General features: G+C 64.4%; 19 protein-coding genes and 1 tRNA gene. 11 read left to right on the top strand and 9 right to left on the bottom strand.

Annotated elements, in window-relative coordinates; all coding sequences use genetic code 11:
• The first annotated feature begins 8 nt into the window (after positions 1-8).
• The 4 genes from QA642_RS02645 (at position 9) to fahA (ending at position 4,013) form a co-directional block, all read left to right on the top strand.
• Positions 9-230, top strand: coding sequence for a DUF2783 domain-containing protein (locus tag QA642_RS02645; protein ID WP_283083261.1), 222 nt, complete (start codon positions 9-11; stop codon positions 228-230).
• Positions 231-252: 22 nt separating this feature from the next.
• Positions 253-1,209: an MBL fold metallo-hydrolase gene (locus tag QA642_RS02650; protein ID WP_283083262.1), complete on the top strand. Its 957-nt coding sequence runs from the start codon at positions 253-255 to the stop codon at positions 1,207-1,209.
• A 2-nt stretch (positions 1,210-1,211) separates the two neighbouring features.
• A complete protein-coding gene (gene hmgA, locus QA642_RS02655) occupies positions 1,212-2,558 on the top strand; it encodes a homogentisate 1,2-dioxygenase (RefSeq protein ID WP_283083263.1) in 1,347 nt (448 codons plus the stop codon).
• A 180-nt stretch (positions 2,559-2,738) separates the two neighbouring features.
• Positions 2,739-4,013 (top strand): fumarylacetoacetase, encoded by a 1,275-nt coding sequence (fahA, locus tag QA642_RS02660; RefSeq protein ID WP_283083264.1) that lies wholly within the window; start codon positions 2,739-2,741, stop codon positions 4,011-4,013.
• Positions 4,014-4,134: 121 nt separating this feature from the next.
• Here the strand turns inward: fahA and QA642_RS02665 are convergent, their stop codons facing one another.
• Positions 4,135-4,446 (bottom strand): DUF1272 domain-containing protein, encoded by a 312-nt coding sequence (locus QA642_RS02665; protein ID WP_283083265.1) that lies wholly within the window; start codon positions 4,444-4,446, stop codon positions 4,135-4,137.
• A 73-nt stretch (positions 4,447-4,519) separates the two neighbouring features.
• Positions 4,520-4,999 carry an Lrp/AsnC family transcriptional regulator gene (locus tag QA642_RS02670; RefSeq protein WP_027563548.1) on the bottom strand — a complete coding sequence of 160 codons (480 nt, stop codon included), beginning with the start codon at positions 4,997-4,999 and terminating at the stop codon, positions 4,520-4,522.
• Positions 5,000-5,121: 122 nt separating this feature from the next.
• On the opposite strand from QA642_RS02670, the gene hppD reads away from it, so the two are divergent.
• Positions 5,122-6,240, top strand: a complete 1,119-nt coding sequence (hppD, locus tag QA642_RS02675; RefSeq protein ID WP_283083266.1) for a 4-hydroxyphenylpyruvate dioxygenase — start codon at positions 5,122-5,124, stop codon at positions 6,238-6,240.
• A gap of 135 nt (positions 6,241-6,375) precedes the next feature.
• Here hppD and QA642_RS02680 read toward each other — a convergent pair whose 3' ends face one another.
• The 4 genes from QA642_RS02680 to QA642_RS02695 form a co-directional block, all read right to left on the bottom strand.
• The gene (locus QA642_RS02680) at positions 6,376-7,482 is read right to left on the bottom strand and encodes a CaiB/BaiF CoA-transferase family protein (RefSeq protein ID WP_283083267.1); all 1,107 of its coding nucleotides are present in this window, start codon (positions 7,480-7,482) and stop codon (positions 6,376-6,378) included.
• A 204-nt stretch (positions 7,483-7,686) separates the two neighbouring features.
• On the bottom strand, positions 7,687-8,487 hold the full coding sequence (locus QA642_RS02685; protein ID WP_283083268.1) for a xanthine dehydrogenase family protein subunit M: 801 nt from the start codon (positions 8,485-8,487) through the stop codon (positions 7,687-7,689).
• A gap of 14 nt (positions 8,488-8,501) precedes the next feature.
• A complete protein-coding gene (locus QA642_RS02690) occupies positions 8,502-10,844 on the bottom strand; it encodes a xanthine dehydrogenase family protein molybdopterin-binding subunit (RefSeq protein WP_283083269.1) in 2,343 nt (780 codons plus the stop codon).
• A gap of 83 nt (positions 10,845-10,927) precedes the next feature.
• Entirely contained in the window at positions 10,928-11,413 is a 486-nt protein-coding gene (locus tag QA642_RS02695) for a (2Fe-2S)-binding protein (protein ID WP_027563543.1), read from the bottom strand.
• 342 nt (positions 11,414-11,755) lie between these two features.
• On the opposite strand from QA642_RS02695, the gene QA642_RS02700 reads away from it, so the two are divergent.
• Both QA642_RS02700 and QA642_RS02705 read left to right on the top strand, forming a co-directional pair.
• Complete coding sequence (locus tag QA642_RS02700; protein ID WP_283083270.1) at positions 11,756-13,795, top strand: HAMP domain-containing methyl-accepting chemotaxis protein; 2,040 nt, start codon at positions 11,756-11,758, stop codon at positions 13,793-13,795.
• A 386-nt stretch (positions 13,796-14,181) separates the two neighbouring features.
• Positions 14,182-16,215: a methyl-accepting chemotaxis protein gene (locus QA642_RS02705; RefSeq protein WP_283083271.1), complete on the top strand. Its 2,034-nt coding sequence runs from the start codon at positions 14,182-14,184 to the stop codon at positions 16,213-16,215.
• Between the two features lie 198 nt (positions 16,216-16,413).
• Here the strand turns inward: QA642_RS02705 and QA642_RS02710 are convergent, their stop codons facing one another.
• Entirely contained in the window at positions 16,414-16,797 is a 384-nt protein-coding gene (locus tag QA642_RS02710; protein WP_283083272.1) for a DUF3175 domain-containing protein, read from the bottom strand.
• Between the two features lie 175 nt (positions 16,798-16,972).
• On the opposite strand from QA642_RS02710, the gene QA642_RS02715 reads away from it, so the two are divergent.
• The 3 genes from QA642_RS02715 (at position 16,973) to QA642_RS02725 (ending at position 21,078) form a co-directional block, all read left to right on the top strand.
• Complete coding sequence (locus QA642_RS02715; RefSeq protein WP_283083273.1) at positions 16,973-18,460, top strand: MFS transporter; 1,488 nt, start codon at positions 16,973-16,975, stop codon at positions 18,458-18,460.
• Between the two features lie 3 nt (positions 18,461-18,463).
• Positions 18,464-19,279 (top strand): trehalose-phosphatase, encoded by an 816-nt coding sequence (gene otsB / locus QA642_RS02720; RefSeq protein WP_283083274.1) that lies wholly within the window; start codon positions 18,464-18,466, stop codon positions 19,277-19,279.
• Between the two features lie 335 nt (positions 19,280-19,614).
• Positions 19,615-21,078 carry a trehalose-6-phosphate synthase gene (locus tag QA642_RS02725; protein ID WP_283083275.1) on the top strand — a complete coding sequence of 488 codons (1,464 nt, stop codon included), beginning with the start codon at positions 19,615-19,617 and terminating at the stop codon, positions 21,076-21,078.
• A 130-nt stretch (positions 21,079-21,208) separates the two neighbouring features.
• Here the strand turns inward: QA642_RS02725 and QA642_RS02730 are convergent, their stop codons facing one another.
• Positions 21,209-21,550, bottom strand: coding sequence for a hypothetical protein (locus QA642_RS02730; protein ID WP_283083276.1), 342 nt, complete (start codon positions 21,548-21,550; stop codon positions 21,209-21,211).
• A 196-nt stretch (positions 21,551-21,746) separates the two neighbouring features.
• Here QA642_RS02730 and QA642_RS02735 point away from each other — a divergent pair.
• Positions 21,747-21,836 (top strand) — tRNA-Ser (locus QA642_RS02735).
• A 43-nt stretch (positions 21,837-21,879) separates the two neighbouring features.
• On the opposite strand, the gene QA642_RS02740 is transcribed toward QA642_RS02735, so the two are convergent.
• Positions 21,880-23,064 (bottom strand): IS481 family transposase, encoded by a 1,185-nt coding sequence (locus QA642_RS02740; protein ID WP_283083277.1) that lies wholly within the window; start codon positions 23,062-23,064, stop codon positions 21,880-21,882.
• Positions 23,065-23,088: the final 24 nt, after the last annotated feature.

The following is a 23,088-nucleotide window of genomic DNA, read 5'->3' on the forward strand; positions in this document are numbered from 1 at the left end:
GGTTTCGCATGTCGCTTTCGACCAGCTCGAACTTCACACGGCCTGACGACGCCTTCCGCGCCATCGTCGAGGCGCATCGCGGTCTCACCGAGGAGCAGAGCGCCGATTTCGACGCGGCGCTGGTGCTGATCCTCGCCAACCATATCGGCGACATCGACGTGCTGCGCGAGGCGATCGGGCTGGCCAAGCGCCGCATGATCGACGGCCAGCAGCAGCAGCAACAACAATAACCACTGACTTAAGGATGACCTGATGGCGAAGAACTTCGCATCCACCGGCGATCTCTCCGAGAAGAAGATCACCTTCTCGGAGATCGGTACCGATCTCTACGCCTTCACCGCCGAGGGCGATCCGAACACCGCTGTTATCGTCGGCGATGACGGTTGCCTCGTGTTCGACGCGCAGGCGACGCCTGCAATGGCGAACAAGGTGATCGAGCGCGTCAAAGCCGTCACCGACAAGCCGATCAAATATGTCGTGCTGTCGCATTATCACGCCGTGCGCGTGCTTGGCGCCTCCGCCTACAAGGCGCAAGGAATCGTGGCTTCGCAGGAGACCCATCGGCTGATCGCCGAGCGCGGTCAGCAGGATTGGGATTCCGAGTACGGCCGCTTCCCGCGCCTGTTCCAGGATGCGGCCAGCATTCCCGGCCTGACCTGGCCGACGCTGACGTTCGAAGGCGAGATGTCGATCTATCTGGGAAAACGCGAGGTGCGGCTCATGCAGCTTGGCGCGGGTCACACTTCCGGCGACATCGTCGCCTGGGTGCCGGATGCCGAAGTGATGTTCTCCGGCGACCTCATTGAATATCACTCCGCCTGCTATTGCGGCGATGCGCATTTGCGCGAATGGCCGCTGACGCTGAACGAGATCCGCAACTTCAATCCCAAGGCGATCGCACCGGGTCGCGGCGATGCACTGAAGGGCGTTGGCACGGTACGCGAGGCCATCGCAATGACGCGCGACTTCGTCACCTCGCTCTATGGCGCGGCCGAAATTTCGGTCGCCAAGGGGCGCACGCTGAAGGAATCGATGGCGGCGACGCGCGAGGTGATGGATCCGAAGTTCCACAGCTTCGCCATCTATGAGCACTGCCTGCCGTTCAACGTCTCGCGTGCCTATGACGAGGCGTCGGGGATCGACGATCCCGTGATCTGGACCGACAAGCGCGACCAGGAAATGTGGGCCGCCCTGCAAGGAGGAGGATAGTCATGAACATCAATACCTCGCCTGATCAGATCGTCCGCAGCTCGGCCCAGGTGACGCCGGGCTATATGTCCGGCTTCGGCAACAGCTTTGAGACCGAGGCGCTGCCGGGCGCGCTGCCAATCGGGCGCAACTCGCCGCAGCGCTGCGCCTACGGCCTTTACGCCGAGCAGCTCTCCGGCTCGCCCTTCACCGCGCCGCGCGGCACCAACGAGCGTTCCTGGCTCTACCGCATCCGTCCTTCGGTGAAGCATTCCGGCCGCTTCGAGAAAGTCGATGCCGGCCTGTGGCGCTCGGCGCCGTGCCATGAATACGACCTGCCGATCGCGCAGCTGCGCTGGGATCCGACGCCGCTTCCGAAGGAGGAGGTGACTTTCCTCCAGGGCGTGCAGACCATGACCACCGCCGGTGATGTCAACACGCAGGCCGGCATGGCCGCGCATGTCTACCTCATCACCAAGTCGATGGTGGACCAGCATTTCTACAATGCCGACGGCGAGCTGATGTTCGTGCTCCAGCAGGGCAATCTGCGTCTCGTCACCGAGTTCGGCCGCATCGACGCCGAGCCCGGCGAGATCGTCGTGATACCGCGGGGCGTCAAATTCCGCGTCGAGATCACGAACGGGCCGGCGCGCGGCTATCTCTGCGAGAACTACGGCGGCGCCTTCACGCTGCCGGAGCGCGGCCCGATCGGCGCCAATTGCCTCGCCAATGCGCGCGACTTCCTGACGCCGGTTGCGAGCTACGAGGACAAGGACACACCGACCGAGCTTTACGTCAAATGGGGCGGCTCGCTGTTCAAAACGACCCTGCCGCATTCGCCAATCGACGTCGTTGCCTGGCACGGCAATTACGCGCCCTACAAATACGATCTGCGCGCGTTCTCGCCGGTCGGCGCGATCGGCTTCGACCATCCCGATCCCTCGATCTTCACGGTGCTGACCTCGCCGTCGGAGACCGCGGGCACGGCGAATATCGACTTCGTGATCTTCCCCGAGCGCTGGATGGTCGCCGACAACACCTTCCGGCCGCCCTGGTATCACATGAACATCATGAGCGAGTTCATGGGCCTGATCTACGGCGTCTACGACGCCAAGCCCCAAGGTTTTGTCCCGGGCGGCATCTCCTTGCACAATTGCATGCTGCCGCACGGCCCCGATCGCGACGCCTTCGAGCACGCCAGCAATGGCGAGCTGAAGCCGGTGAAGCTGACCGGCACCATGGCCTTCATGTTCGAGACCCGCTACCCGCAGCGCGTCACGGCGCACGCCGCGAAGTCGTCGACGCTCCAGGATGATTACGCGGATTGCTGGAAGGGCCTGGAGAAGCGGTTCGATCCGAACAAGCCGTGACGTTCCTACCCTCTCCCCTTGTGGGAGAGGGTGGCTCGCCGCGATAGCGGCGAGACGGGTGAGGGGTCTCTCTCCGCGAGCGACTCTCTTGCAATTGAGTTCGCTGATAGAGACCCCTCATCCGGCGCTTCGCGCCACCTTCTCCCACAAGGGGAGAAGGAAGAAAGAATCGAGCGAAAAGTGACAATTCACCCCAACGACCCCAGCCTCCGCTCCTTCATCGAAATCGATCCCACCTCCGATTTCCCGATCCAGAACCTGCCCTATGGCGTGTTCTCGACCGCGGCCAATCCGACGCCGCGGGTTGGCGTTGCAATCGGCAATTACGTGCTCGACCTCTGGGAGCTCGAGCAGGATTCGCGGCTCGACGTCGGCCCGCTTGGCGTGTTCTCCGGGCCTTCGCTCAATCCCTTCATGGCACTCGGACCAAAGGTCTGGACCAGGACGCGGGCGCGGATCAGCGAGCTGTTGCGCCACGATAATCCGGAGCTGCGCGACAACGAGGAGCTTCGCAAGCAGGTGCTGGTACCGATGCGCGATGCAAGACTCCATCTGCCCTTCGCGGTCTCCGGCTATACCGATTTCTATTCGTCCAAGGAGCACGCCACCAATGTCGGCGTGATGTTCCGCGGCAAGGACAATGCGCTGCAGCCGAACTGGCTGCATATGCCGATCGCCTATAACGGCCGCGCCTCCACCGTCGTGGTCTCCGGCACCAAGGTGAAGCGGCCGCGCGGGCAGCTGAAGCCGCCGAACGTCGATGTGCCGAGCTTCGGCCCGTGCAAGCGGCTCGACTTCGAGCTGGAGATGGGCGTCGTGATCGGCCAGCCCTCACCGATGGGCGGCATGCTCAGCGAGAGCCAAGCCGAGGAGATGATCTTCGGCTTCGTGCTGCTCAACGACTGGAGCGCGCGCGACATCCAGCAATGGGAATATGTGCCGCTCGGGCCGTTCCTGGCGAAAGCGTTCGCGACCTCGATCAGCCCCTGGGTGGTGACGCGCGAGGCGCTGGAGCCGTTCCGTCAGAAGGGGCCGGAGCAGGAGCCGGTGCCGCTGGATTATCTCAAGCAGGCGAAGCCGCAGAACTATGATGTCGAGCTCGACGTCTCCTTGCGCGCTGCGGGTGCCAACGCGCCCGCCAGCATCAGCCGTACCAATTTCAAATACATGTATTGGTCCTCGGTGCAGCAGTTGATGCACCACGCCTCCTCCGGCTGCGCCATGAATGTCGGCGATCTCTTGGGGTCCGGCACCATCTCCGGCCCCGAGAAGAACCAGCGCGGCAGCCTGCTCGAGATCAGTTGGAACGGCACCGAGCCGGCCGAGCTGCCCGGCGGTGCCAAGCGTTCGTTCCTCGAAGACGGCGACAGCCTCGTGATGCGCGGCTGGTGCCAGGGCAACGGCTATCGCGTCGGGTTCGGCGAGGTCGAGGGGACGATATTGGCGGCGGAGTGAACTCCGCCATCGCCACAAGCTCCGTCATTGCGAGGAGCGAAGCGACGAAGCAATCCAGACTGTCTCCGGGGAGATAGTCTGGATTGCTTCGCTGCGCTCGCAATGACGAAGTGGAGGCAGTTCACCTCTGCTCCGGCGGCACGTCGCGCACCCGCGCGCAGTGCGCCGCGACGTCCTCCAGGCTGTACTTCAGATGCACCCGCTTGTCGGACGGCGCCTGCTTGCTCGTGCACACGCCCGGCCGCCATTCCTGCGTCGGCCTGATCGGGCGCGGGGCAAAGCCGCCGCCGCAGTTCGGGCAGACGTTGGAGAGCTTGGTCTCGACGCAATCCGCACAGAACGTGCATTCGTACGAGCAGATCCGCGCGTCCGTTGCATCAGGCGGCAGGTCGCGGTCGCAATATTCGCAGTTCGGTCTCAGCTGGAGGGCCATGGCTCGATCTCCCGGATTGGCCGCAATCATCGCAGATCGCCGCTGAAGCGCGAATGCCGTAGTTCCCACCATTTCAGCCGGGCTTGATCTCCTTGAGCGGCAGCTTTGAGCTTTCCTTCAGCCGGTCGAGCACGATCGAGGAGCGCACATGAGCGACGCTCTGGTGCGGCATCAGCACGTCGTTGACGAGGTTGGAGAGACCTTTGAGGTCCCGCAGCACGGCCTTGAGCACGTAGTCGGCATCTCCCGTGAGCGAATAAGCCTCCTGGATCTCGTCGATGCGGTTCACCAGTGCACGGAAGCGTTTTGAATTGTCCGGCGAGTGGGTCGCGAGCCCCACCTGGATGAAGGCGATGACGCCGAAGCCGAGTGCCTCGCTGGAGAGGTCGGCGTGATAGCCCGCGATCACCTTCTCCTCCTCCAGCCGCATCCGTCGCCGCGAGCATTGCGAGGCCGAGAGACCTGCGAGCTCGGCGAGCTCCTGGTTGGTGAGGCGGCCGTCGTCCTGGAGCGCGGTCAGGATCTTGAGGTCGAAGGCGTCCACGGAAATCATGCGTCGTTTGTCCATTTTATGCACGGATCGTGCATAGGATAGCCAAATCATGTCCCGTTTGCACGCTCATTGCGCGCTCGATGAAGGATAGTTCCTCTCTAGCAGCCATTTGGGAGAGCACCATGGGTCCGTTTCCGCACGATGCACCGCCGGCCACGATCACCGCCGACAATCCGATGGGCACCGACGGGTTCGAGTTCGTCGAATATGCGCATCCCAATCCGGAAGAGCTGCACGCGCTGTTCAAGCTGATGGGCTATGCGCCCGTCGCGCGCCACAAGACCAAGAAGATCACGGTCTATCGCCAGGGCGACATCAACTACCTCGTCAACGAGGAGCCCGGCACCCACGGCTACGAGTTCGTCGCCGCCCACGGCCCCTGCGCGCCGTCGATGGCGTTTCGCGTCGTCGATGCCAAGGCGGCCTATGACCGCGCGATTGCGCTCGGTGCGGAGCCCGCCGACGTATCATCGGCGCAGAAGACGCTCGACGTGCCCGCGATCAAGGGTATCGGCGGCAGCCTGCTTTATCTGGTCGATCGCTACGGCGCCAAGGGCTCGGCCTATGATGCCGAGTTCGACTGGCTCGGCGCGCGCGATCCGCAGCCCCATGGCGCCGGCCTGTTCTATCTCGACCATCTCACCCACAACGTCCATCGCGGCCGCATGGATGTCTGGGCCGGCTTCTACGAAAAACTGTTCAACTTCCGCCAGATCCGCTTCTTCGACATCGAGGGCCGCGCCTCCGGCCTGTTCTCGCGCGCGCTGACCAGCCCGGACGGCAAGATCCGGATTCCGATCAACGAGGACGCCGGCGATTCCGGCCAGATCGAGGAATATCTGAAGACCTATCGCGGCGAAGGCATCCAGCACATCGCCTGCGGCTGCCGCGAGATCCACGGCACGATCGAAGGCCTGCGCGCCGCCGGCCTGCCGTTCATGCCGTCGCCGCCCGAGACCTATTTCGAGAAGATCGACGCACGCCTGCCCAAGCATGGCGAGGACGTCGCGCGGTTGCAGCGGAACGGCATCCTGATCGACGGCGAGGGTGTGGTCGATGGTGGCCAGACCAAGGTGCTGCTCCAGATCTTCTCCGCCAACGCGATTGGCCCGATCTTCTTCGAGTTCATCCAGCGCAAGGGCGACGACGGCTTTGGCGAAGGCAATTTCAAGGCCCTGTTCGAGTCGATCGAGGAGGATCAGATCCGGCGCGGGGTGCTGAAGGTGGGGAACGCGGCGTAGGGACGCGGCCGTCAGGCACATTGCCGTAGGGTGGGCAAAGGCGCGTAGCGCCGTGCCCACCATCTCTCCGCGATCTCGGTCAAAGTGGTGGGCACGCTTCGCTTTGCCCACCCTACGAGAGCGTGCCCGTCGGCTCTATCTCTTCCACGCCGCCGTCACGGTGCCAATCTCCGCACCCTCCGGCTCCCGCACCGCCGATGGCGTGCGCGAGAATCTCGGCGCCGGCGCGGGCTGCTTGACGCCGTGGCGCTCGAGGAAGACGTTGCGGGCCACCATGTGCGGATGCTGCGTCGCTTCCGACATGGTCAGCACCGGCGCAAAGCAGATGTCGGTGCCTTCCATGATCTTGCACCAGTCCTCGCGCGTCTTGCTCTTGAACACGGCCTTCAGCTTTTCCTTCAGCGCCGGCCACGCCTTGGGATTCATCTGCGCGTCGAAATCTGCGTCGGAAAGGCCCGCGCGCTCGCGCAGCAGCGCGTAGAACTGCGGCTCGATCGAGCCGATCGAGACGAAATGGCCGCAGGCGCATTCGTAGACGCCGTAGAAATGCGCGCCGCCATCGAGGAAGTTCTGGTTACGCCCCTCGGTCCAGCGGCCGAGGGTCGTCATGTCGAAGAAGAACGACATCAGCGATGCCGCGCCGTCGCACATCGCGGCGTCCACCACCTGGCCCTTGCCGGACTTTTGCGCTTCCAGCAGCGCGGCGAGCACGCCGACGACGAGATAGAGCGCGCCGCCGCCGAAATCGCCGACGAGGTTGAGCGGCGGCACCGGTGCTTCCTTCGTGCCGATCGCGGCGAGCGCGCCGGTGATGGAGATGTAGTTGATGTCGTGGCCGGCGGCGTTGGCGAGCGGGCCTTCCTGGCCCCAGCCGGTCATACGGCCGTAGACGAGTTTTGGATTGCGCGCGAGCACCACATCGGGGCCGAGCCCGAGCCGCTCCATCACGCCGGGACGAAAGCCTTCGACCAGCGCATCGGCGCTGGCGAGCAGGTCGAGCACTTGCGCGATTGCCGCCTGGTCCTTGAGGTCGAGCTCGATCACCTTGCGGCCGCGCCCCGCCACCGACTTCATGCTCTTCTTGGCGCCGACGCGGTCGAGCGTGACGACATCGGCGCCCATGTCGGCCAGCATCATGCACGCGAACGGGCCGGGCCCGATGCCGGCGAATTCGACGATGCGGAAGCCCGAGAGCGGGCCGGAGGTACGAACGGATGTGTTCTGGGCTGGTTTATCGAGCATGTTGTTTCCTCGGGTCGCGGCCAAATGCCGGTGGTCCGGCAAACGCCTCTGACGTTGCTCTTGGGGGCGAGTTAATTGGCTGATTAACTTTTCTCGCCTTCACGCCAGCGAGGCAAGCGCTTTTCACGCATGGGCGCATCAAAAAAGCGGCGCGCATTTCTGCGCGCCGCGGAAATCTTGTGTTCAGTCGCTAGAGCAGGGCGATCAGCCTGCCGCAGCCACTGCGCGTTGCGCCATGACCTTGACGAGATTGGCGCGGTACTCGGCCGTGCCGTGGATGTCGGCCAGCAATCCATTCGCGGGAATGCTGACGTTGTCCAGCGCCGACGGCGACCAGTTTGCCTTCAGCGCGGCTTCGATGGCGCCAACGCGCATCACGCCGCTCTGCGAGGCGCCGGTCGCAGCGACGCGGATCTCGCCGGATTTGGTCTGCGCGACGAATACGGCGGTCAGTGCGAAGCGCGAGGCCGGGTGCCGCATCTTGGCGTAGCCCGCTTTCGCCGGAACCGGGAACGACACGGCGGTGATGATCTCGCCATCTTCAAGCGCCGTCGTGAACAGGCCCTGGAAGAAGTCCTCGGCGGAGATCGACCGCTTGTTGGTCTTCACGGTGGCGCCGAGCGCGAGCAGCGCGGCCGGGTAATCCGCGGCGGGATCGTTGTTTGCGATCGAGCCGCCGATCGTGCCGCGATAGCGCACGGCGGGATCGCCGATCAGCGACGCCAGATAGGCGAGCGCGGGGATCGCCGTCTTCGCGGCATCGCTGGTCGCAACGTCGTAATGCGGCGTGGCGGCCTTGATGGTCAGCGTGTCGCCGGCGGCCTCGACACCGATCAGCTCCTTGATCTTGCCGAGGTCGATCACGTCGGAGGGCCCCGCGAGGCGCTGCTTCATCACCGGCAGCAGCGTCTGGCCGCCGGCGAGGAATTTTGCCTCGCTGCTCTTGCCGAACAGACTGGCGGCTTCGTCGACCGAGGAGGCGCGATGATAGGTGGTCTGGTACATGTTCGGTCCTCCCCTTAAGCCGCGTGGATCGTGCGCCACACCCGATCAGGGGTTGCGGGCATTTCCAGATTGTTCTTGCCGATCGCATCCGTGATCGCGTTGATCACGGCCGCCGACGCGCCGATCGCGCCGGCCTCACCGCAACCCTTGATGCCCAGCGGATTGCCCGGGCACAGCGTCGTGGTGTGGGAGAGGTTGAACGAGGGCACATCGTCGGCGCGCGGCATTGCGTAGTCCATGAACGAGGCCGTCACCGGCTGGCCGTTGGCATCGTAGATCGCGTGCTCCAGCAATGCCTGCCCGATGCCTTGAACCAGGCCGCCATGGACCTGGCCCTCGACGATCATCGGATTGATCAGCCGGCCGAAATCGTCGGCCGCGACGAAGTTGACGAAGGAGGTCTTGCCGGTGCCGGGATCGACCTCGAGCTCGCAGATATAGGTGCCCGCCGGGAAGGTGAAGTTGGTCGGATCGTAGAAGGCGCTTTCCTTCAGGCCCGGCTCCATCCCGTCAGGCAGGTTGTGCGCGGTGTAGGCCGCGAGTGCGACCATCGGGAAGGCGATCGCCTTGTCGGTGCCGGTCACCTTGAACTCGCCGTTCTCGATGACGATGTCGGCTTCCGACGCCTCCAGCGCATGCGCGGCGATCTTCTTGGCCTTGGATTCCATCTTCTCCATGGCCTTCAGGATCGCGGTGAGGCCCACGGCCGCCGAACGCGAGCCGTAGGTGCCCATGCCGAACTGCACCTTGTCGGTGTCGCCATGGACGATCGAGACCTGGCTGATGGGAACGCCGAGGCGATCGGCGACGAGCTGGCAGAACGTCGTCTCATGACCCTGGCCGTGGCTGTGCGATCCCGTGAGGATCTCGATGGTGCCGACCGGGTTGACGCGCACCTCGGCCGATTCCCACAGGCCGACGCCGGCGCCCAGGCTGCCGACCGCCTTCGACGGTGCGATGCCGCAGGCCTCGATGTAGCAGGACACGCCGATGCCGCGCAGCTTGCCTTGTGACTTCGCTTGCGCCTTGCGCGCGGCGAAGCCGGCATAGTCGATCGCCTTCATCGCCGCATCGAGCGAGGCGTTAAAGTCGCCGGTATCATAGGCCATGATCACCGGCGTCTGGTGCGGGAACTGGGTGATGAAGTTGGTCCGGCGCAGCTGGGCCGGATCGACCTTGAGCTGCCGCGCCGCCGTCTCCATCAGCCGCTCGATCAGATAGCTCGCTTCGGGCCGGCCCGCGCCGCGATACGCGTCAACAGGCGTGGTGTTGGTGTAGACGCCGATCACCTCGGCATGGATCGCCGGGATGTTGTACTGGCCCGACAGCAGCGTCGCGTAGAGATAGGTCGGCACTGACGAGGAGAACAGCGACATGTAGGCGCCGAAATTGGCGTAGGTCTTCACCTTCAAGCCGATGATCTTGTTGTTGGCGTCGAACGCCATCTCGGCATGGGTGACGTGGTCGCGGCCATGCGCGTCGGTGAGGAAGGCCTCGGTGCGGTCGCCGGTCCATTTCACGGGACGGCCGACCTTCTTCGAGGCCCACAGCGCCACCATCTCTTCCGGATAGATGAAGATTTTCGAGCCGAAGCCGCCGCCGACGTCGGGGGCGATCACGCGCAGCTTGTGCTCGGGGGCGATGTTGTAGAACGCCGACAGCACGAGGCGGGCGACGTGCGGGTTCTGCGAGGTCGTATAAAGGGTGAAGTGCTCTTCCGCCGCATCGTAATCGGCGATCGCCGCGCGCGGCTCCATCGCGTTCGGAGCGAGGCGGTTGTTGGTGACGTCGAGCTTGACGACATTGGCAGCCTTCGAGAAGGCGGCGCTCACCGCGCCCTCGTCGCCGATCACCCAGTCATAGACCTGGTTGCCGGGAGCTTCGGGGTGAAGCTGCGGCGCGCCAGCCTTGATGGCCGACTGCATGTCGGCGACGGCGGGCAGCTCTTCATAATCCACGACGACGGATTCGGCCGCATCGCGTGCCAGATTCTTGCTGTCGGCGATCACGACCGCGACGGCCTGCCCGACGAAGCGCACCGTCTCCGGCGCCATCGCCGGCCATGCGCCCATCTTCATCGGGCTGCCGTCCTTGGAGGTGATGGCCCAGCCGCAGATGAGGTTGCCGACCTTGTCGTCGACCAGCTGCTGTCCGGTGAGCACCGCGACCACGCCCGGCATCTTCAGCGCGGCGGACGAGTCGATCTTCTTCACCTTGGCGTGCGCGTGCGGGCTTCTGATGAAATGGGCATGGGTCATGCCCGTGAGCTTGATGTCGTCCACGTACCGGCCCTTGCCGGTAATGAAACGCTTGTCTTCCTTGCGCACGACGCGCGCGCCGATGCCTTCAACACCCATGTCTGGTCCTCCCGACCGGAAATTGTTTTGACCGCGCTTTCCCTCGAAAGCCGCGGCGGTGGTTCTTATTCGAGGCGGGCCGCTTACTCGGCCGCCTGCGAGACCTTCATGCGTCCGGCTGCATCCAGCACGGCCTTGACGATGTTGTGGTAGCCGGTGCAGCGGCAGATATTGCCTTCGAGCTCTTGGCGGACTGTGGCCTCGTCGAGCTGACCGCCATGGCGGTGCACGATGTCGATCGCCGACATGATCATGCCCGGCGTACAATAGCCGCACTGCAGGCCGTGATTGTCGCGGAAGGCGGCCTGCATCGGGTGCAGCTCGTCACCCTTGGCGATGCCTTCGATGGTGGTGACGTTGGCGCCGTCAGCCTGGCCCGCCAGCATGGTGCAGGACTTCACCGCACGGCCGTCCATGTGGACGACGCAGGCGCCGCATTGGCTGGTGTCGCAGCCGACATGGGTTCCCGTGAGATTGAGGTGATCGCGCAGCAGATGGACCAGCAGCGTGCGATCCTCGACGTCGACGGCGACGGCCTTGCCGTTCACCGTCAGTTTGACTGTAGACACGGTTGTAGTCCTCCCGGGATGATTTTGATTGTTTCTAATTAGAGACAGCGGCGTCCGGACTTTGCAACTGGGATTTTGGTCGCCCCGGTCATGGAAAAGTCATCGATCCGGCCGTGGACGCAACGACTTGCGCGGGCGGGTCGAGGATTTGGCGGCCGGACCGGCCAGCTTCGTGGGATGCCAGCTGTCATCCCACCGGTCGGCCTCTGGCCGATCAAGCCCCGCATTGGGCGGACGTGCCGAATTTACCGCCCCTTATCGATTCTGCCTTAGTTTTGCGCATCCAGGTCGGGGGGCGGGGCGCCTCCGGATCTCGGCTGAATAGAATAAATGGGGGTTGGAATGTCCGGGCGTATCGCGTCGCCGTCGAAGCGTACAATATTTCCGACCCTCAGGTTCCGCGCCAAGATCATCCTCGGCTTCGCCGCGGTGCTGGTGATCTCCGCCGGCAGCATGGCCTTCTCCTATTTCGGCTTCGAGCGGGTGTCGTCCGGCGTCGGGTCCTATCGCAGCAGCGTTTCCGAGGCGGATCTTGCCCGTAACATCGACCGCGAGCTGCTGGGCTACCGTTCGGCCGTCAAATATTTCGTCGTTACCGGCAAGGAAGATGACGCCAAGACGGCGCTGGATGCCGAGGCCAGTCTGAAGAATGCCATCGACCAGGCCGTCAAGGGTGCCAAGACGCCGGCGCGGCAGGAGAGCCTTTCCAAGCTCGCCAAGGAGTTTTCGAATTTCTCCGCGACCTTCGCCAAGGTGCTCCAGGCCAAGCGGGACAGCGCGCTCTTGGTGCAGAACCAGCTCACACGCCAGGCTAATCTGCTGAAGTACAAGCTCGACGACATCGGCAACAATGCCTCCGATTCCGAGGCGCAGGCGATCGAGTTCGGCACCAAGCAGGTCAACGCCCAATTCCAGACCGCGAGCGCCGCGGCGACCAATTTCGTGCTGACGTCCGACCAGGCCATCGCGACCAGTGCGCTGGCGCGGCTGAAATTCGTCGAGAACTCGCTCGGCGCGGTCTATTCCATGGATGACAAGATCGTCGCCGGCCTGAAGGACGCCAAGACCATCCTCGTCGCCTATCGCGAAGCGCTGGAGAAGCTGATCGCCAACGCCAAGATGGTCGACGATCTCGTCACCGAGATGAGCGGCTCGGCCGGCGCGATCCTGCAAGGCGCCACCGCTATGAAGGCGGACCTCGTCGCCGAGCAGCAGCGGCTGGATTCGGAGTCTGAAGCGACCATCGGCAAGACCGAGCAGCTGGTGCTGATGCTGGCCGTCGGCGGCACGCTGCTGGGCGCGGTCCTCGCCTTCCTGCTCGGCACCGGCATCTCGCGGCCCATGATCGCGATGTGCAAGGCGATGCGCGAGCTTGCCTCGGGCAATTTCGACGTCGTGCTGCCGGGTCTCGGCCGCAAGGACGAGATCGGCGAGATGGCCGGCGCGGTCGAGGAATTCAAGGTTCAGGCCGTCGCCAAGGCCGAGCGCGACGCCGCCGCCAGCGAAGCCCAGAACAGGGAGCAGGCGACCGCACGCCGCTCCGAGCTGATCCGCTTTGCCGATGATTTCGAAAGCGCTGTCGGCGCCATCGTTTCCAACGTCTCCTCCTCTGCGGTGCAGCTGGAATCGGCGGCCTCTACGCTGACCCGCACCGCCGAGACCACGCAGACCCTGTCGAGCCAGGTCGCCGGCGTCTCCGAGCAGGCCTCCAGCAACATGCAGTCGGTCGCGACCGCGACCGAAGAGCTGTCGGCCTCGGTCGAGGAGATCGGCCGCCAGGTCCGCGATTCCAGCCGCATCGCTGAAGCCGCCGTGGTGCAGGCCAAGGAGACCGACGGCCGCATCGGCAAGCTCTCCCATGCCGCCCAGCAGATCGGCGAAGTCGTCAAGCTGATCACGGCGATCGCCGAGCAGACCAATCTTCTGGCTTTGAATGCGACGATCGAGGCAGCCCGCGCCGGCGAGGCCGGACGCGGCTTTGCGGTGGTTGCCAGCGAAGTGAAGTCGCTGGCGAGCCAGACCGCGAAAGCCACCGACGAGATTTCATCGCACATTGCGGGCATGCAGGGCGCCACCGCCGAATCGGTCGCCGCGATCAAGGAGATCGGCGCGACCATCGGCCAGATCTCGTCGATCTCGACCTCGATCGCGAGCGCGGTGGAGCAGCAGGGCGCGGCGACGCAGGAGATTGCCCGCAGCGTCCAGACCGTCGCGCAAGGCACCCAGACCGCGGCCACCGATATCGGCCAGGTCAACCGCGGCGCCGCCGAGACCGGCTCGGCCTCGGAAGAGGTGCTGAACTCGGCCAAATCGCTCTCCAGCGAAAGCACGCGCCTGCGCGCCGAGCTCGACCGCTTCATGGTGAACATCCGCGCGGCGTGAGCGCTGCCGTTGCATCATCCTCCGCTGTCGTCCCGGACCAGCGCGCCCCAAGCGCGCGCCGATCCGGGACCCATACTCCCAGGGAGAAGTTGCGGCGCGAGCCGGTAACTCCGAGTCTTCGCCAAACCACTCCCTGTGGCTATGGGTCCCGGATCTTCGCTGCGCTCGTCCGGGACGACAGCGGAGTGTGGCGCGGTACCTAAGTGAGAACATTTATAGCGGCGCGAGAAAGCGCGCCTTAACAATTCCCTGCGACACCTAACCGCCGGTTGCGGCGCCACAAATTTACCACAGCTTATCCTTTGCCCCGTAACGTGCCGGTGAGTCAGGAAGCGGGCTGCTTCCGGGCTGCGCCTGGTTTTCCGCGAATGGAATGGGGTGGGGGAATGTCTGCCAAGTCGAAGCCGAGCTCATCGAAGCTGTTCACCTTGCGCTTTCGCGCAAAAATCATCCTCGGCTTCGTGGCGGTGCTGGCCATCCTCGCCGTCAGCATGGCTTTTGCCTATTTCGGCTTCGAGCGGATCCAGGGCGCCGTCGCCGCCTATCGTGCCAGCGTGTCGGAAGCCGACCTCGCCAGGACCGTCGACCGCGAGCTGACCGCCTATCAGGGGCTGGCGCGGGCCTATACCCTGACCGGCGCGCCGGATGACGAGATCGCGGCCAAGGCGGCGGAAGAGAATCTGAGGGGCGCAATCGCCAAGTCGATGGCAGCCACGACCGGTGCTGCCCGCCGCGAGCAGGTCGGCAAGCTCGAGGCCGAGTTCCAGCGCTTCGCCAAGATCTTCAGCGAGATCATCACGCTGACGCGCGAGAACAACAAGATCGCGGCCGACGAGCTCAACAGCGTCGGCAACAAGATCCGCTTCAAGTTCGACGATCTCGCCGACACGGCCGTGCTGGCGGGCCTTGCGTCCGTCCAGACCACGGCCAAGGACGTCACCTCGCAATATCTGGCGGTCTCCACCTCGGTGAGCGCATTCGTCGCCAAGCCGGAGCCGAAGAACGCCGATGGCGTCGTCGCCCGCATCAAGTTCCTGGAGACCCTGCTGGTCTCGATCTATGCCAACGACCAGAAGATCACGGACCGCGTCACCGAGATCGGCAATCTCCTCAAGCAGTACCGTACCTCGTTCGCCAAGCTGACCGAGAACGTGAAGATCATCGTCAAGTCGAACGGTGACATGACGAAATCGGCGGCGTCGATCCTCAAGCTCTCGGCCGAGCTGCGGTCGGACCTGACCGCCGATCAGCAGCGCATCGAGGCCAGTGCCAATGCGACCATCGGCGAGACCGAGCAGTTGATGTTGATGATGGCACTGGGTGGCCTCGCCATAGGCGCGGTGCTCGCGCTGATGCTCGGCAACGGCATCTCGCGTCCGATGATCGCGATGTGCAAGGCGATGCGTGAGCTTGCCTCGGGCAATTTCGACGTCGTGCTGCCGGGTCTCGGCCGCAAGGACGAGATCGGCGAGATGGCCGGCGCGGTCGAGGAATTCAAGGTTCAGGCGGTCGCCAAGGCCGAGCGCGATGCCGCCGCCAGCGAAGCCCAGAACAGGGAGCAGGCGACCGCACGCCGCTCCGAACTGATCCGCTTTGCCGATGATTTCGAAAGCGCCGTCGGCGCCATCGTTTCCAACGTCTCCTCCTCCGCCGTGCAGCTGGAATCGGCGGCCTCTACGCTGACCCGCACCGCCGAGACCACGCAGACCCTGTCGAGCCAGGTCGCCGGCGTCTCCGAGCAGGCCTCCAGCAACATGCAGTCGGTTGCAACTGCGACCGAAGAGCTGTCGGCCTCGGTCGAGGAGATCGGCCGCCAAGTCCGCGATTCCAGCCGCATCGCTGAAGCCGCGGTGGTGCAGGCCAAGGAGACCGACGGCCGCATCGGAAAACTCTCGCATGCCGCGCAGCAGATCGGCGAAGTCGTCAAGCTGATCACGGCGATCGCCGAGCAGACCAATCTTCTGGCGCTCAACGCTACGATCGAGGCAGCCCGCGCTGGCGAGGCCGGCCGCGGCTTTGCGGTGGTCGCCAGCGAAGTAAAGTCGCTCGCCAGCCAGACTGCGAAGGCGACCGACGAGATTTCATCGCACATTGCGGGCATGCAGGGCGCCACCGCCGAATCGGTCGCCGCGATCAAGGAGATCGGCGTGACCATCGGCCAGATCTCGTCGATCTCGACCTCGATCGCGAGCGCGGTGGAGCAGCAGGGCGCGGCGACGCAGGAGATCGCCCGCAGCGTCCAGACCGTCGCGCAAGGCACCCAGATCGCGGCCACCGATATCGGCCAGGTCAACCGCGGCGCCGCCGAGACCGGCTCGGCCTCGGAAGAGGTGCTGAACTCGGCAAAATCGCTCTCCAGCGAAAGCACCCGCCTGCGCGCCGAGCTCGATCGCTTCATGGCGAATATCCGCGCGGCGTGAGACTGCTGCAGCGCCACCCTCCACTGGTCGTCCCCGCCTAGTGCGCAATTGCGCACGGGGCGCGGGGACCCATAACCACAGGGAGAAGTTTGGCGCGAGCCGGTAACTCCGAATCTTCGCCAAACTACTCCATGTGGTTATGGGTCCGGATCGGCGCTTCGCTTGTCCGGGACGACAGCGGAGCAAGAAGCACGAATCTCACTCCCTCCCGAACGCCCGCTTCAATTCCACCTTCGCCCGCTCCAGTCGCGAGCGCTGCGTCTTCGGCAGCGTCTTCCCGGCGCGGTTGATGTAGAAGGTCAGCATCGACAGCGCCGACCGGTATGCGCCGGTCTTGCGGCGCGAGCTGTGCTCGGCCGAGCGCTTCAGCGAGGCCGCGATCTTCTTCGCGCTGGTCAGCTTGAACACGCCCTGCTTGAGGTCGAGTGCGTCGCTCTCCTTGGTCACGCGTTGTGACCAGCGCTTTGGCGCGGCGCGCTTGGTGCTCTTGCGCGCGGTGCTCCGGCGGGCGCTGGTTTTCCGGCGCGCGGTCTTGTGGGTGCTCGCTTTACGCGAATGTGTCGTCTTTCTGACGTGAGCCATGCGTCAACTCCTGGCGGCTCCATCGGAAACGGGCGGTATCGGTTGCCGTTCCCACGGGAACCCGCCTTCGTCGCAGACGTTGTCACAGGTGGCAGGCCGAATGCCCCACCCCCATGATCGCCCCTGTCCACATCCTGTGAACCGGGGCTGCTTTCGTTGGCCAGACAACAACGCGATGGAATTGCAGCAGAGCCCAGCGCTGAATTATGGATCTGCGGTCTCGGCGGCGGTCGCGACTGAGCGCATCGTCGAGACCAGCATTCCCGCGCGGCTCGACGCGCTGCCCTGGAGCGGCTTTCATACTCGCGTCGTGCTGGCGCTCGGCATCACCTGGATCCTGGACGGGCTCGAGGTGACGCTGGCCGGTGCGCTCTCCGGCGCGTTGAAGCAGAGCCCGGTGCTGCAATTCTCCAATCTCGATCTCGGCATTGCCAACTCCGCCTATCTCGCCGGCGCGGTGCTCGGCGCGCTCGGCTTCGGCTGGCTCACCGACCGCATCGGCCGCAAGAAACTGTTCTTCATCACGCTCGCGCTTTATCTGTCCGCGACGGCGGCGACCGCGCTGTCGTGGGATGTGGCGAGCTACGCGGTGTTCCGTTTCCTCACCGGCGCCGGCATCGGCGGCGAATACACTGCGATCAATTCGACCATCCAGGAGCTGGTGCCTGCGCGCTATCGCGGCTGGACTGATTTGGTCATCAACGGCAGTTTCTGGATCGGCGCAGCAATGGGCGCGGTCGCGGCGATCGTCCTGCTCGATCCCGCCGTGATCGGCCCTGATCTCGGATGGCGCCTCGCCTATCTCATCGGCGCGGCCATCGGCCTCGTCGTGCTCCTGATGCGGATGTGGATCCCGGAAAGTCCGCGCTGGTTGATGATCCATGGCCGGCCCGACCAGGCCCATGCGATCGTCGATGATATCGAGCGCTCGGTGATCGGCCATGACCAGCATGCGAGCGACGGTCGTTTCGCAAAAATCCGGTTGAAGATGCGCGATCATACGCCGATCCGCGAGGTCGTGCACACGCTGTTTTTCGTCTATCGCCAGCGCGCGCTGGTCGGCCTCGTGCTGATGAGCGCGCAGGCATTCTTCTACAACGCCATCTTCTTCACCTTCGCGCTGGTGCTGACCGATTTCTACGGCATCAGCGCCGAACACGTCGGCTGGTATCTGCTTCCCTTCGCGGCCGGCAACTTCCTCGGCCCGCTGCTGCTCGGCCGCCTGTTCGACACGCTCGGCCGCCGCACCATGATCATGTTCACCTATGGCGCATCGGGCCTGCTGCTGGCGCTGTCGGGCTATCTGTTCTCGATCGGCGCCTTGAGCGCGCAGGGACAGACCATCGCCTGGATGGTGATCTTCTTCTTTGCATCGCCCGCCGCGAGCGCGGCCTATCTCACCGTCAGCGAGACCTTTCCGCTCGAGGTCCGCGCGCTGGCCATCGCGGTGTTCTATGCGGTCGGCACCGGCATCGGCGGCGTGATCGGGCCGGCGCTGTTCGGCGCGTTGATCGACACGGGATCGCGCAACAGCGTGTTCGCCGGTTATCTGCTGGGATCGTTCCTGATGATCGCGGCCGCGATCGTGGCGTGGCGCTATGCCGTCTCTGCGGAACGCAAATCGCTCGAACAAATCGCGCGGCCGCTCGCTTTCATGGAGTAGACTATGACATCAGAACTCGCCGAACTGGATCAGACGCACGCCATGGCCGATGATGAAGCCCCTGATGCGGTGCCGGTGCCGCATGCGCTCGTGCCGCATCTCGGCGAAACCGCGATCCTGCTCGACATCGACGGTACGCTGCTCGACCTGATGCCGACGCCACGCGAGGTCTGGGTGCCGCCGGGCCTGTCGGAGACGCTCAAGGCGCTGGTGGAGCGCACCTCCGGCGCGCTGGCGCTGGTCAGCGGCCGCTCGCTGAATGACATCGACCTGATCTTCGCGCCGGATGTCTTCCGCGCCGTTGCCGGTCACGGCGCCGAGATGCGGCTGTCGGTGGACAGTGAAGCGGACGACGTGCACGCGCCGCCGCTCGACAAGGAGCTGAAGCGGCGCTTAGCTGCGATCGCCAAGCTCAGCCCCGGCATCCTGCTCGAGGACAAGGGCTATTCGCTGGCACTTCATTTCCGCCTCGCGCCGCACGCGGAGAAGGCGATCTACGAATCCGTCTCGTTGATCCGCGCCGACTTGCCCAACGCGCCGATCGAGGTGCTGCCCGGCAAGTTCGTCTGCGAGATCAAGCATTCGGGATTCACCAAGGCGAGCGGCGTGCGCGAACTGATGAAGCACGAGCCCTTCAAGGGACGCCGCCCGATCTTCATCGGCGACGACGTCACGGATGAAACCGTGTTCGCGATCATGCCTGATATGAACGGCCTCGCCTTCTCGGTCGGCCGCCGCGCCATCGGCGTCAACGGCCACTTCGATGCACCGAGCGACGTGCGCGCGTTTCTCGCGCGCCTGCTCGATCCGAAAGCATGATCCGGACCCGAAGGGCCGCGTTGGCGCAAAGTGTGGAGCGGTTTTCCGAAAAGATCATGCTCAAAACGACCGAAAGCGCGAACGCGCTTTAGGTGAAACCAAGGCAGCGCCACGTCACCGACACAATGAACTCGGCGCGGTATCATTGCGCGCCGGGATGCGTGCTGCGCGATCAGTCACAAATGCTGTCTTTGCAGTGAAATTTCCGGGTTCCGCAAGGAAAACCTGTTCCAACGCGCATGCCTGATTTTGGTTTCAATCCGAAGAAATCATGACAGGAACCATATTGATGAACGGCAGTTAGACGGGGTGGAATGAACAGGAGGGGACGACCTGTGAACTTGGTTGTCGTTTCAAATCGTGTCGCACGCGGCAAGCCCAACGAGCCCATGACGGGCGGCTTGGCGGCCGCGTTGCTGCCAGTTGTTGAACATTCAGGAGCGATTTGGGTGGGTTCCTCCGGCCGCGTGCGCGACGGCCATCAGAAGGAACCGTTTGCCGAGGTCGAGGCGTTGGGTTCCGGCGCGATCGCGACGCTGGATCTGCCTGCAGCGCATTACGGCGGCTATTACGAAGGCTTTGCCAATTCGGCGCTGTGGCCGGCGCTGCATTCGCGCAGCGATCTGATCCGTGTCTCGCGCGACGACTATGTCAGCTATCGCGAGGTCAACGCCTTCATGGCGCGCGCCTTGATGCGCTTCCGCAAACCCAAGACCGCATTCTGGGTGCAGGACTACCATTTCCTCGCGCTCGGCGCGGAGCTGCGCGATCTCGCCGTCGATGATCCCATCGGCTTCTTCCTGCACACGCCGTGGCCGGTCGCCGCGGTGATGCAGGGCGTGCCGCATCATCGCGAGTTGATCACGGCGATGCTGGCCTACGATCTCATCGGCTTCCAGACCGAGGAGGATCGCCAGAACTTCCTCTCCTATGTCGGCGGTGAGCTCGGCCTCGTCGTCGAGGATGGTCTCGTGCTTTCGCAGCACGGCCGCACCCGCTGCGAGGTCTTCCCGATCGGCATCGATGCGGAGAAGTTCGCAGCCTATGCCGCGAAGTCGGCGTCGCATCCGGATGTCTCGCGGCTGCGCCGCAGCCTCAATGGCGAGCGTCTCGCCATTGGCGTCGACCGGCTCGACTATTCCAAGGGTCTCGTCAACCGCATCAGCGCGTTCGACCGGCTCTGGACCGAGCAGCCGCAATTTTCGCGCAGCATCTCGCTGCTCCAGATCGCCAATCCCTCGCGCGGCGGCATCGAGGCCTATGGCAACCTCCAGAACGAGGTCGCGCGCCTCGTCACCGACGTCAACGGCCGCCATGGCGAGGTCGACTGGACGCCGATCCGCTACCTGAACAAAGGCTTCAGCCAGGCCGTGCTCGCGGGCCTCTATCGCACCGCGCAGGTCGGCGTGGTGACGCCGCTGCATGACGGCATGAACCTGGTTGCCAAGGAATATGTCGCCGCGCAGAATCCGGCGGATCCGGGCGTGCTGGTGCTGTCGAAATTCGCCGGCGCCGCCAACGAGCTCGACACCGCGCTGCTGGTCAATCCGCACGACATCGACGGCATGGCCCGTGCCATCGCGGTTGCCGCCGCGATGCCGCTCACCGAGCGCAAGATGCGCTGGGAGGCAATGATGAAAAAGCTGCGCGGTCACACCATCCAGCAATGGTCGGCGGACTTCGTCGCCGAGTTGGAGAAGTGCCGCACCGAGAAGGCGGCGGTCGCCCCGCTCGCAGCCCAGCCGCCGCAGGCGTTGCGCTGGCTGAAATCGGCGATCTCGGGCGTGCGGTTGATTTAGCGTTTTCGTAGGCTCTATCAACTCGTCATGGCCGGGCTTGACCCGGCCATCCACGCCTTGCCACGCGGCCTCAACAACATGGATGCCCGGGACCAGCCCGGGCATGACGGTATAGAGCGTGGCTCCAACCTCAATAACAATACGACACGCCATCCAGGATCGCGCACTGCCGCTTGTTCGGCGCGTTCGGATCGTCCAGCGGCACCATGCCCTTGCCTTGGCCGACGAACACGCCGGGCCCGACATGGATCGAGCTCTTGTTGCCGATGATGACGCTCTGATGCGGCGTCGAGCTGGAGCGCGTCCCGTCCGGCCAGAGGATGGCGTCGCCCGACAGGATGCCGCGCCGCCCGTCATCGCAGCTGACGTCCACGCCCTGCCGGGTGCAGACCTGGGCCAGGGCCGGCCCGGCTAAGGCGGAGCCAAGGGCCGAAATCAGGCTCAGCGCGGCGATGGTCTTGCGGATGGTCATGGCGTCCCCGGTGGTCATTGGTGGGCTCAGGAGAATCGTCGCGCCAAACCCGCCGCCGGTTCAGCCGATGGGCGGTTCCCGACGGTCTCGCGACGCGCGATATTCCCTCGTAAATACAATATGTTGCGGAAAAATCGCCCGATTTCCCCGCGATCCCTTGCAAAATCACCGCCGCCCCTTCAAGAGAGGGCGCTCCGGAGAGATGGCCGAGTGGCTTAAGGCGCACGCTTGGAAAGCGTGTGTGCGGGAAACCGTACCGTGGGTTCGAATCCCACTCTCTCCGCCATATCTGCACTGTCCGGCCCGGAGACATAGGTCACGGATCGTACCTAAGAGATGGGTGACAACCTCGTGCCGAACGGGTTGTCGAGGGGTTGCAGGGTTTTCTGCTCCAGGTCGAAATATCCCAAATCATAGTGCATGAAGCTGACGAGCCAAATGCCGTCGTCGACCTCCTTGATGCCGAGCTTTTGTCCGGCCAGCACGGTGGAGAGATTGATCCGCTTGCGATGCAGGCAAAGCCGTCCGCAGGCGGTGACGAGTAGCTCGTGATCGTGGAACGGATAGGTCAGTTCCGGCAGGCCGGCATAGCAGCGCGTTGAGGCCAGGTAGCGCTCGGCAGGGCAGTTCATGTCGAGGGCCTCGTGGGGACGCTCGGCGTTGAACTCGCGGAGGAACGCGTCGAAGCGCTCCTGCTGCTGCAAGCTATTGGCGCCCGGCGGCCGAGTGGTTTCCTTCTTGAGGGTGAGGTGCATGCGCTCGTGGCGTCCGTTCTGCTGCGGATGGCCCGGCTTGATGCGCTCGATCGCAATCCCGAGCCGCAGCCACCACACCGAGAGCTTTGAGAGATTGAACAAGGCGTTGGGGCTGGCGAAGGGCACGCCGTTGTCGGAGCGGATGGCCAGCGGCAGCCCGCGCTCGCGAAACAGCCGCTCGAAGGCGGCAATGGCCGGCTCCTCGCGGGTGGAATCGAGCGCGTCGCACAGCAACAGGAAGCGCGAGGCATGGTCCGTGACGGTCAGTGGATAGCAGTAGCGGCCATTGCCGAGCTTGAACTCGCCTTTGAAGTCGGTGCACCACAGATCATTGGGTACAGCGCCCGCGGACAGCGGCGTGCCGCGCGCGCGGGGGCGCGGCACGCCGCCGCGTTTGACCAAACCATGGCGATCGAGCACCGCATGAATGGTGCTTTTGGCGGGAAGCCTGACATCGCCGTCGAGCCGCCGGACCAGCAATTCACGGATCTTGCGCGCGCCCCAGTGCGGCTTCTCGGCTTTGAGGCGGACGATCAGGCCCTCGACTTGCTCCGGGAGCTGATTGGCATAGTGCACCGGCCGCCGCGAGCGATCGCTCAGGGCCGCCAACCCCTGTTCCTTGTAGCGATCGAAAATCTTGTAGCCGGTCTTGCGTGATATGCCGAACTCCCGGCAGACGTCCGTCATGGCCTCCCCGTCCAGCAGACGGGCGACAAAGCGAAGGCGCTCTTCCATCACCGAACTCGCTTTCCACGGCATCCACACCTCCCCGCAGAACAAAAG

The sequence above is a fragment of the Bradyrhizobium sp. CB2312 genome (genome assembly GCF_029714425.1).
GTDB lineage: Bacteria > Pseudomonadota > Alphaproteobacteria > Rhizobiales > Xanthobacteraceae > Bradyrhizobium.

What these genes read in the sequence shown, in the direction of transcription:
- QA642_RS02715 (WP_283083273.1), top strand. Translation starts at nt 16,973, where the DNA reads ATGGAATTGCAGCAGAGCCCAGCGCTGAATTATGGATCTGCGGTCTCG.
- QA642_RS02740 (WP_283083277.1), bottom strand. Translation starts at nt 23,064, where the DNA reads ATGCCGTGGAAAGCGAGTTCGGTGATGGAAGAGCGCCTTCGCTTTGTC.
- QA642_RS02730 (WP_283083276.1), bottom strand. Translation starts at nt 21,550, where the DNA reads ATGACCATCCGCAAGACCATCGCCGCGCTGAGCCTGATTTCGGCCCTT.
- hppD (WP_283083266.1), top strand. Translation starts at nt 5,122, where the DNA reads ATGGGTCCGTTTCCGCACGATGCACCGCCGGCCACGATCACCGCCGAC.
- otsB (WP_283083274.1), top strand. Translation starts at nt 18,464, where the DNA reads ATGACATCAGAACTCGCCGAACTGGATCAGACGCACGCCATGGCCGAT.
- QA642_RS02705 (WP_283083271.1), top strand. Translation starts at nt 14,182, where the DNA reads ATGTCTGCCAAGTCGAAGCCGAGCTCATCGAAGCTGTTCACCTTGCGC.
- QA642_RS02665 (WP_283083265.1), bottom strand. Translation starts at nt 4,446, where the DNA reads ATGGCCCTCCAGCTGAGACCGAACTGCGAATATTGCGACCGCGACCTG.
- QA642_RS02680 (WP_283083267.1), bottom strand. Translation starts at nt 7,482, where the DNA reads ATGCTCGATAAACCAGCCCAGAACACATCCGTTCGTACCTCCGGCCCG.
- hmgA (WP_283083263.1), top strand. Translation starts at nt 1,212, where the DNA reads ATGAACATCAATACCTCGCCTGATCAGATCGTCCGCAGCTCGGCCCAG.
- QA642_RS02700 (WP_283083270.1), top strand. Translation starts at nt 11,756, where the DNA reads ATGTCCGGGCGTATCGCGTCGCCGTCGAAGCGTACAATATTTCCGACC.
- QA642_RS02650 (WP_283083262.1), top strand. Translation starts at nt 253, where the DNA reads ATGGCGAAGAACTTCGCATCCACCGGCGATCTCTCCGAGAAGAAGATC.
- QA642_RS02690 (WP_283083269.1), bottom strand. Translation starts at nt 10,844, where the DNA reads ATGGGTGTTGAAGGCATCGGCGCGCGCGTCGTGCGCAAGGAAGACAAG.
- QA642_RS02710 (WP_283083272.1), bottom strand. Translation starts at nt 16,797, where the DNA reads ATGGCTCACGTCAGAAAGACGACACATTCGCGTAAAGCGAGCACCCAC.
- QA642_RS02645 (WP_283083261.1), top strand. Translation starts at nt 9, where the DNA reads ATGTCGCTTTCGACCAGCTCGAACTTCACACGGCCTGACGACGCCTTC.
- QA642_RS02670 (WP_027563548.1), bottom strand. Translation starts at nt 4,999, where the DNA reads ATGATTTCCGTGGACGCCTTCGACCTCAAGATCCTGACCGCGCTCCAG.
- QA642_RS02685 (WP_283083268.1), bottom strand. Translation starts at nt 8,487, where the DNA reads ATGTACCAGACCACCTATCATCGCGCCTCCTCGGTCGACGAAGCCGCC.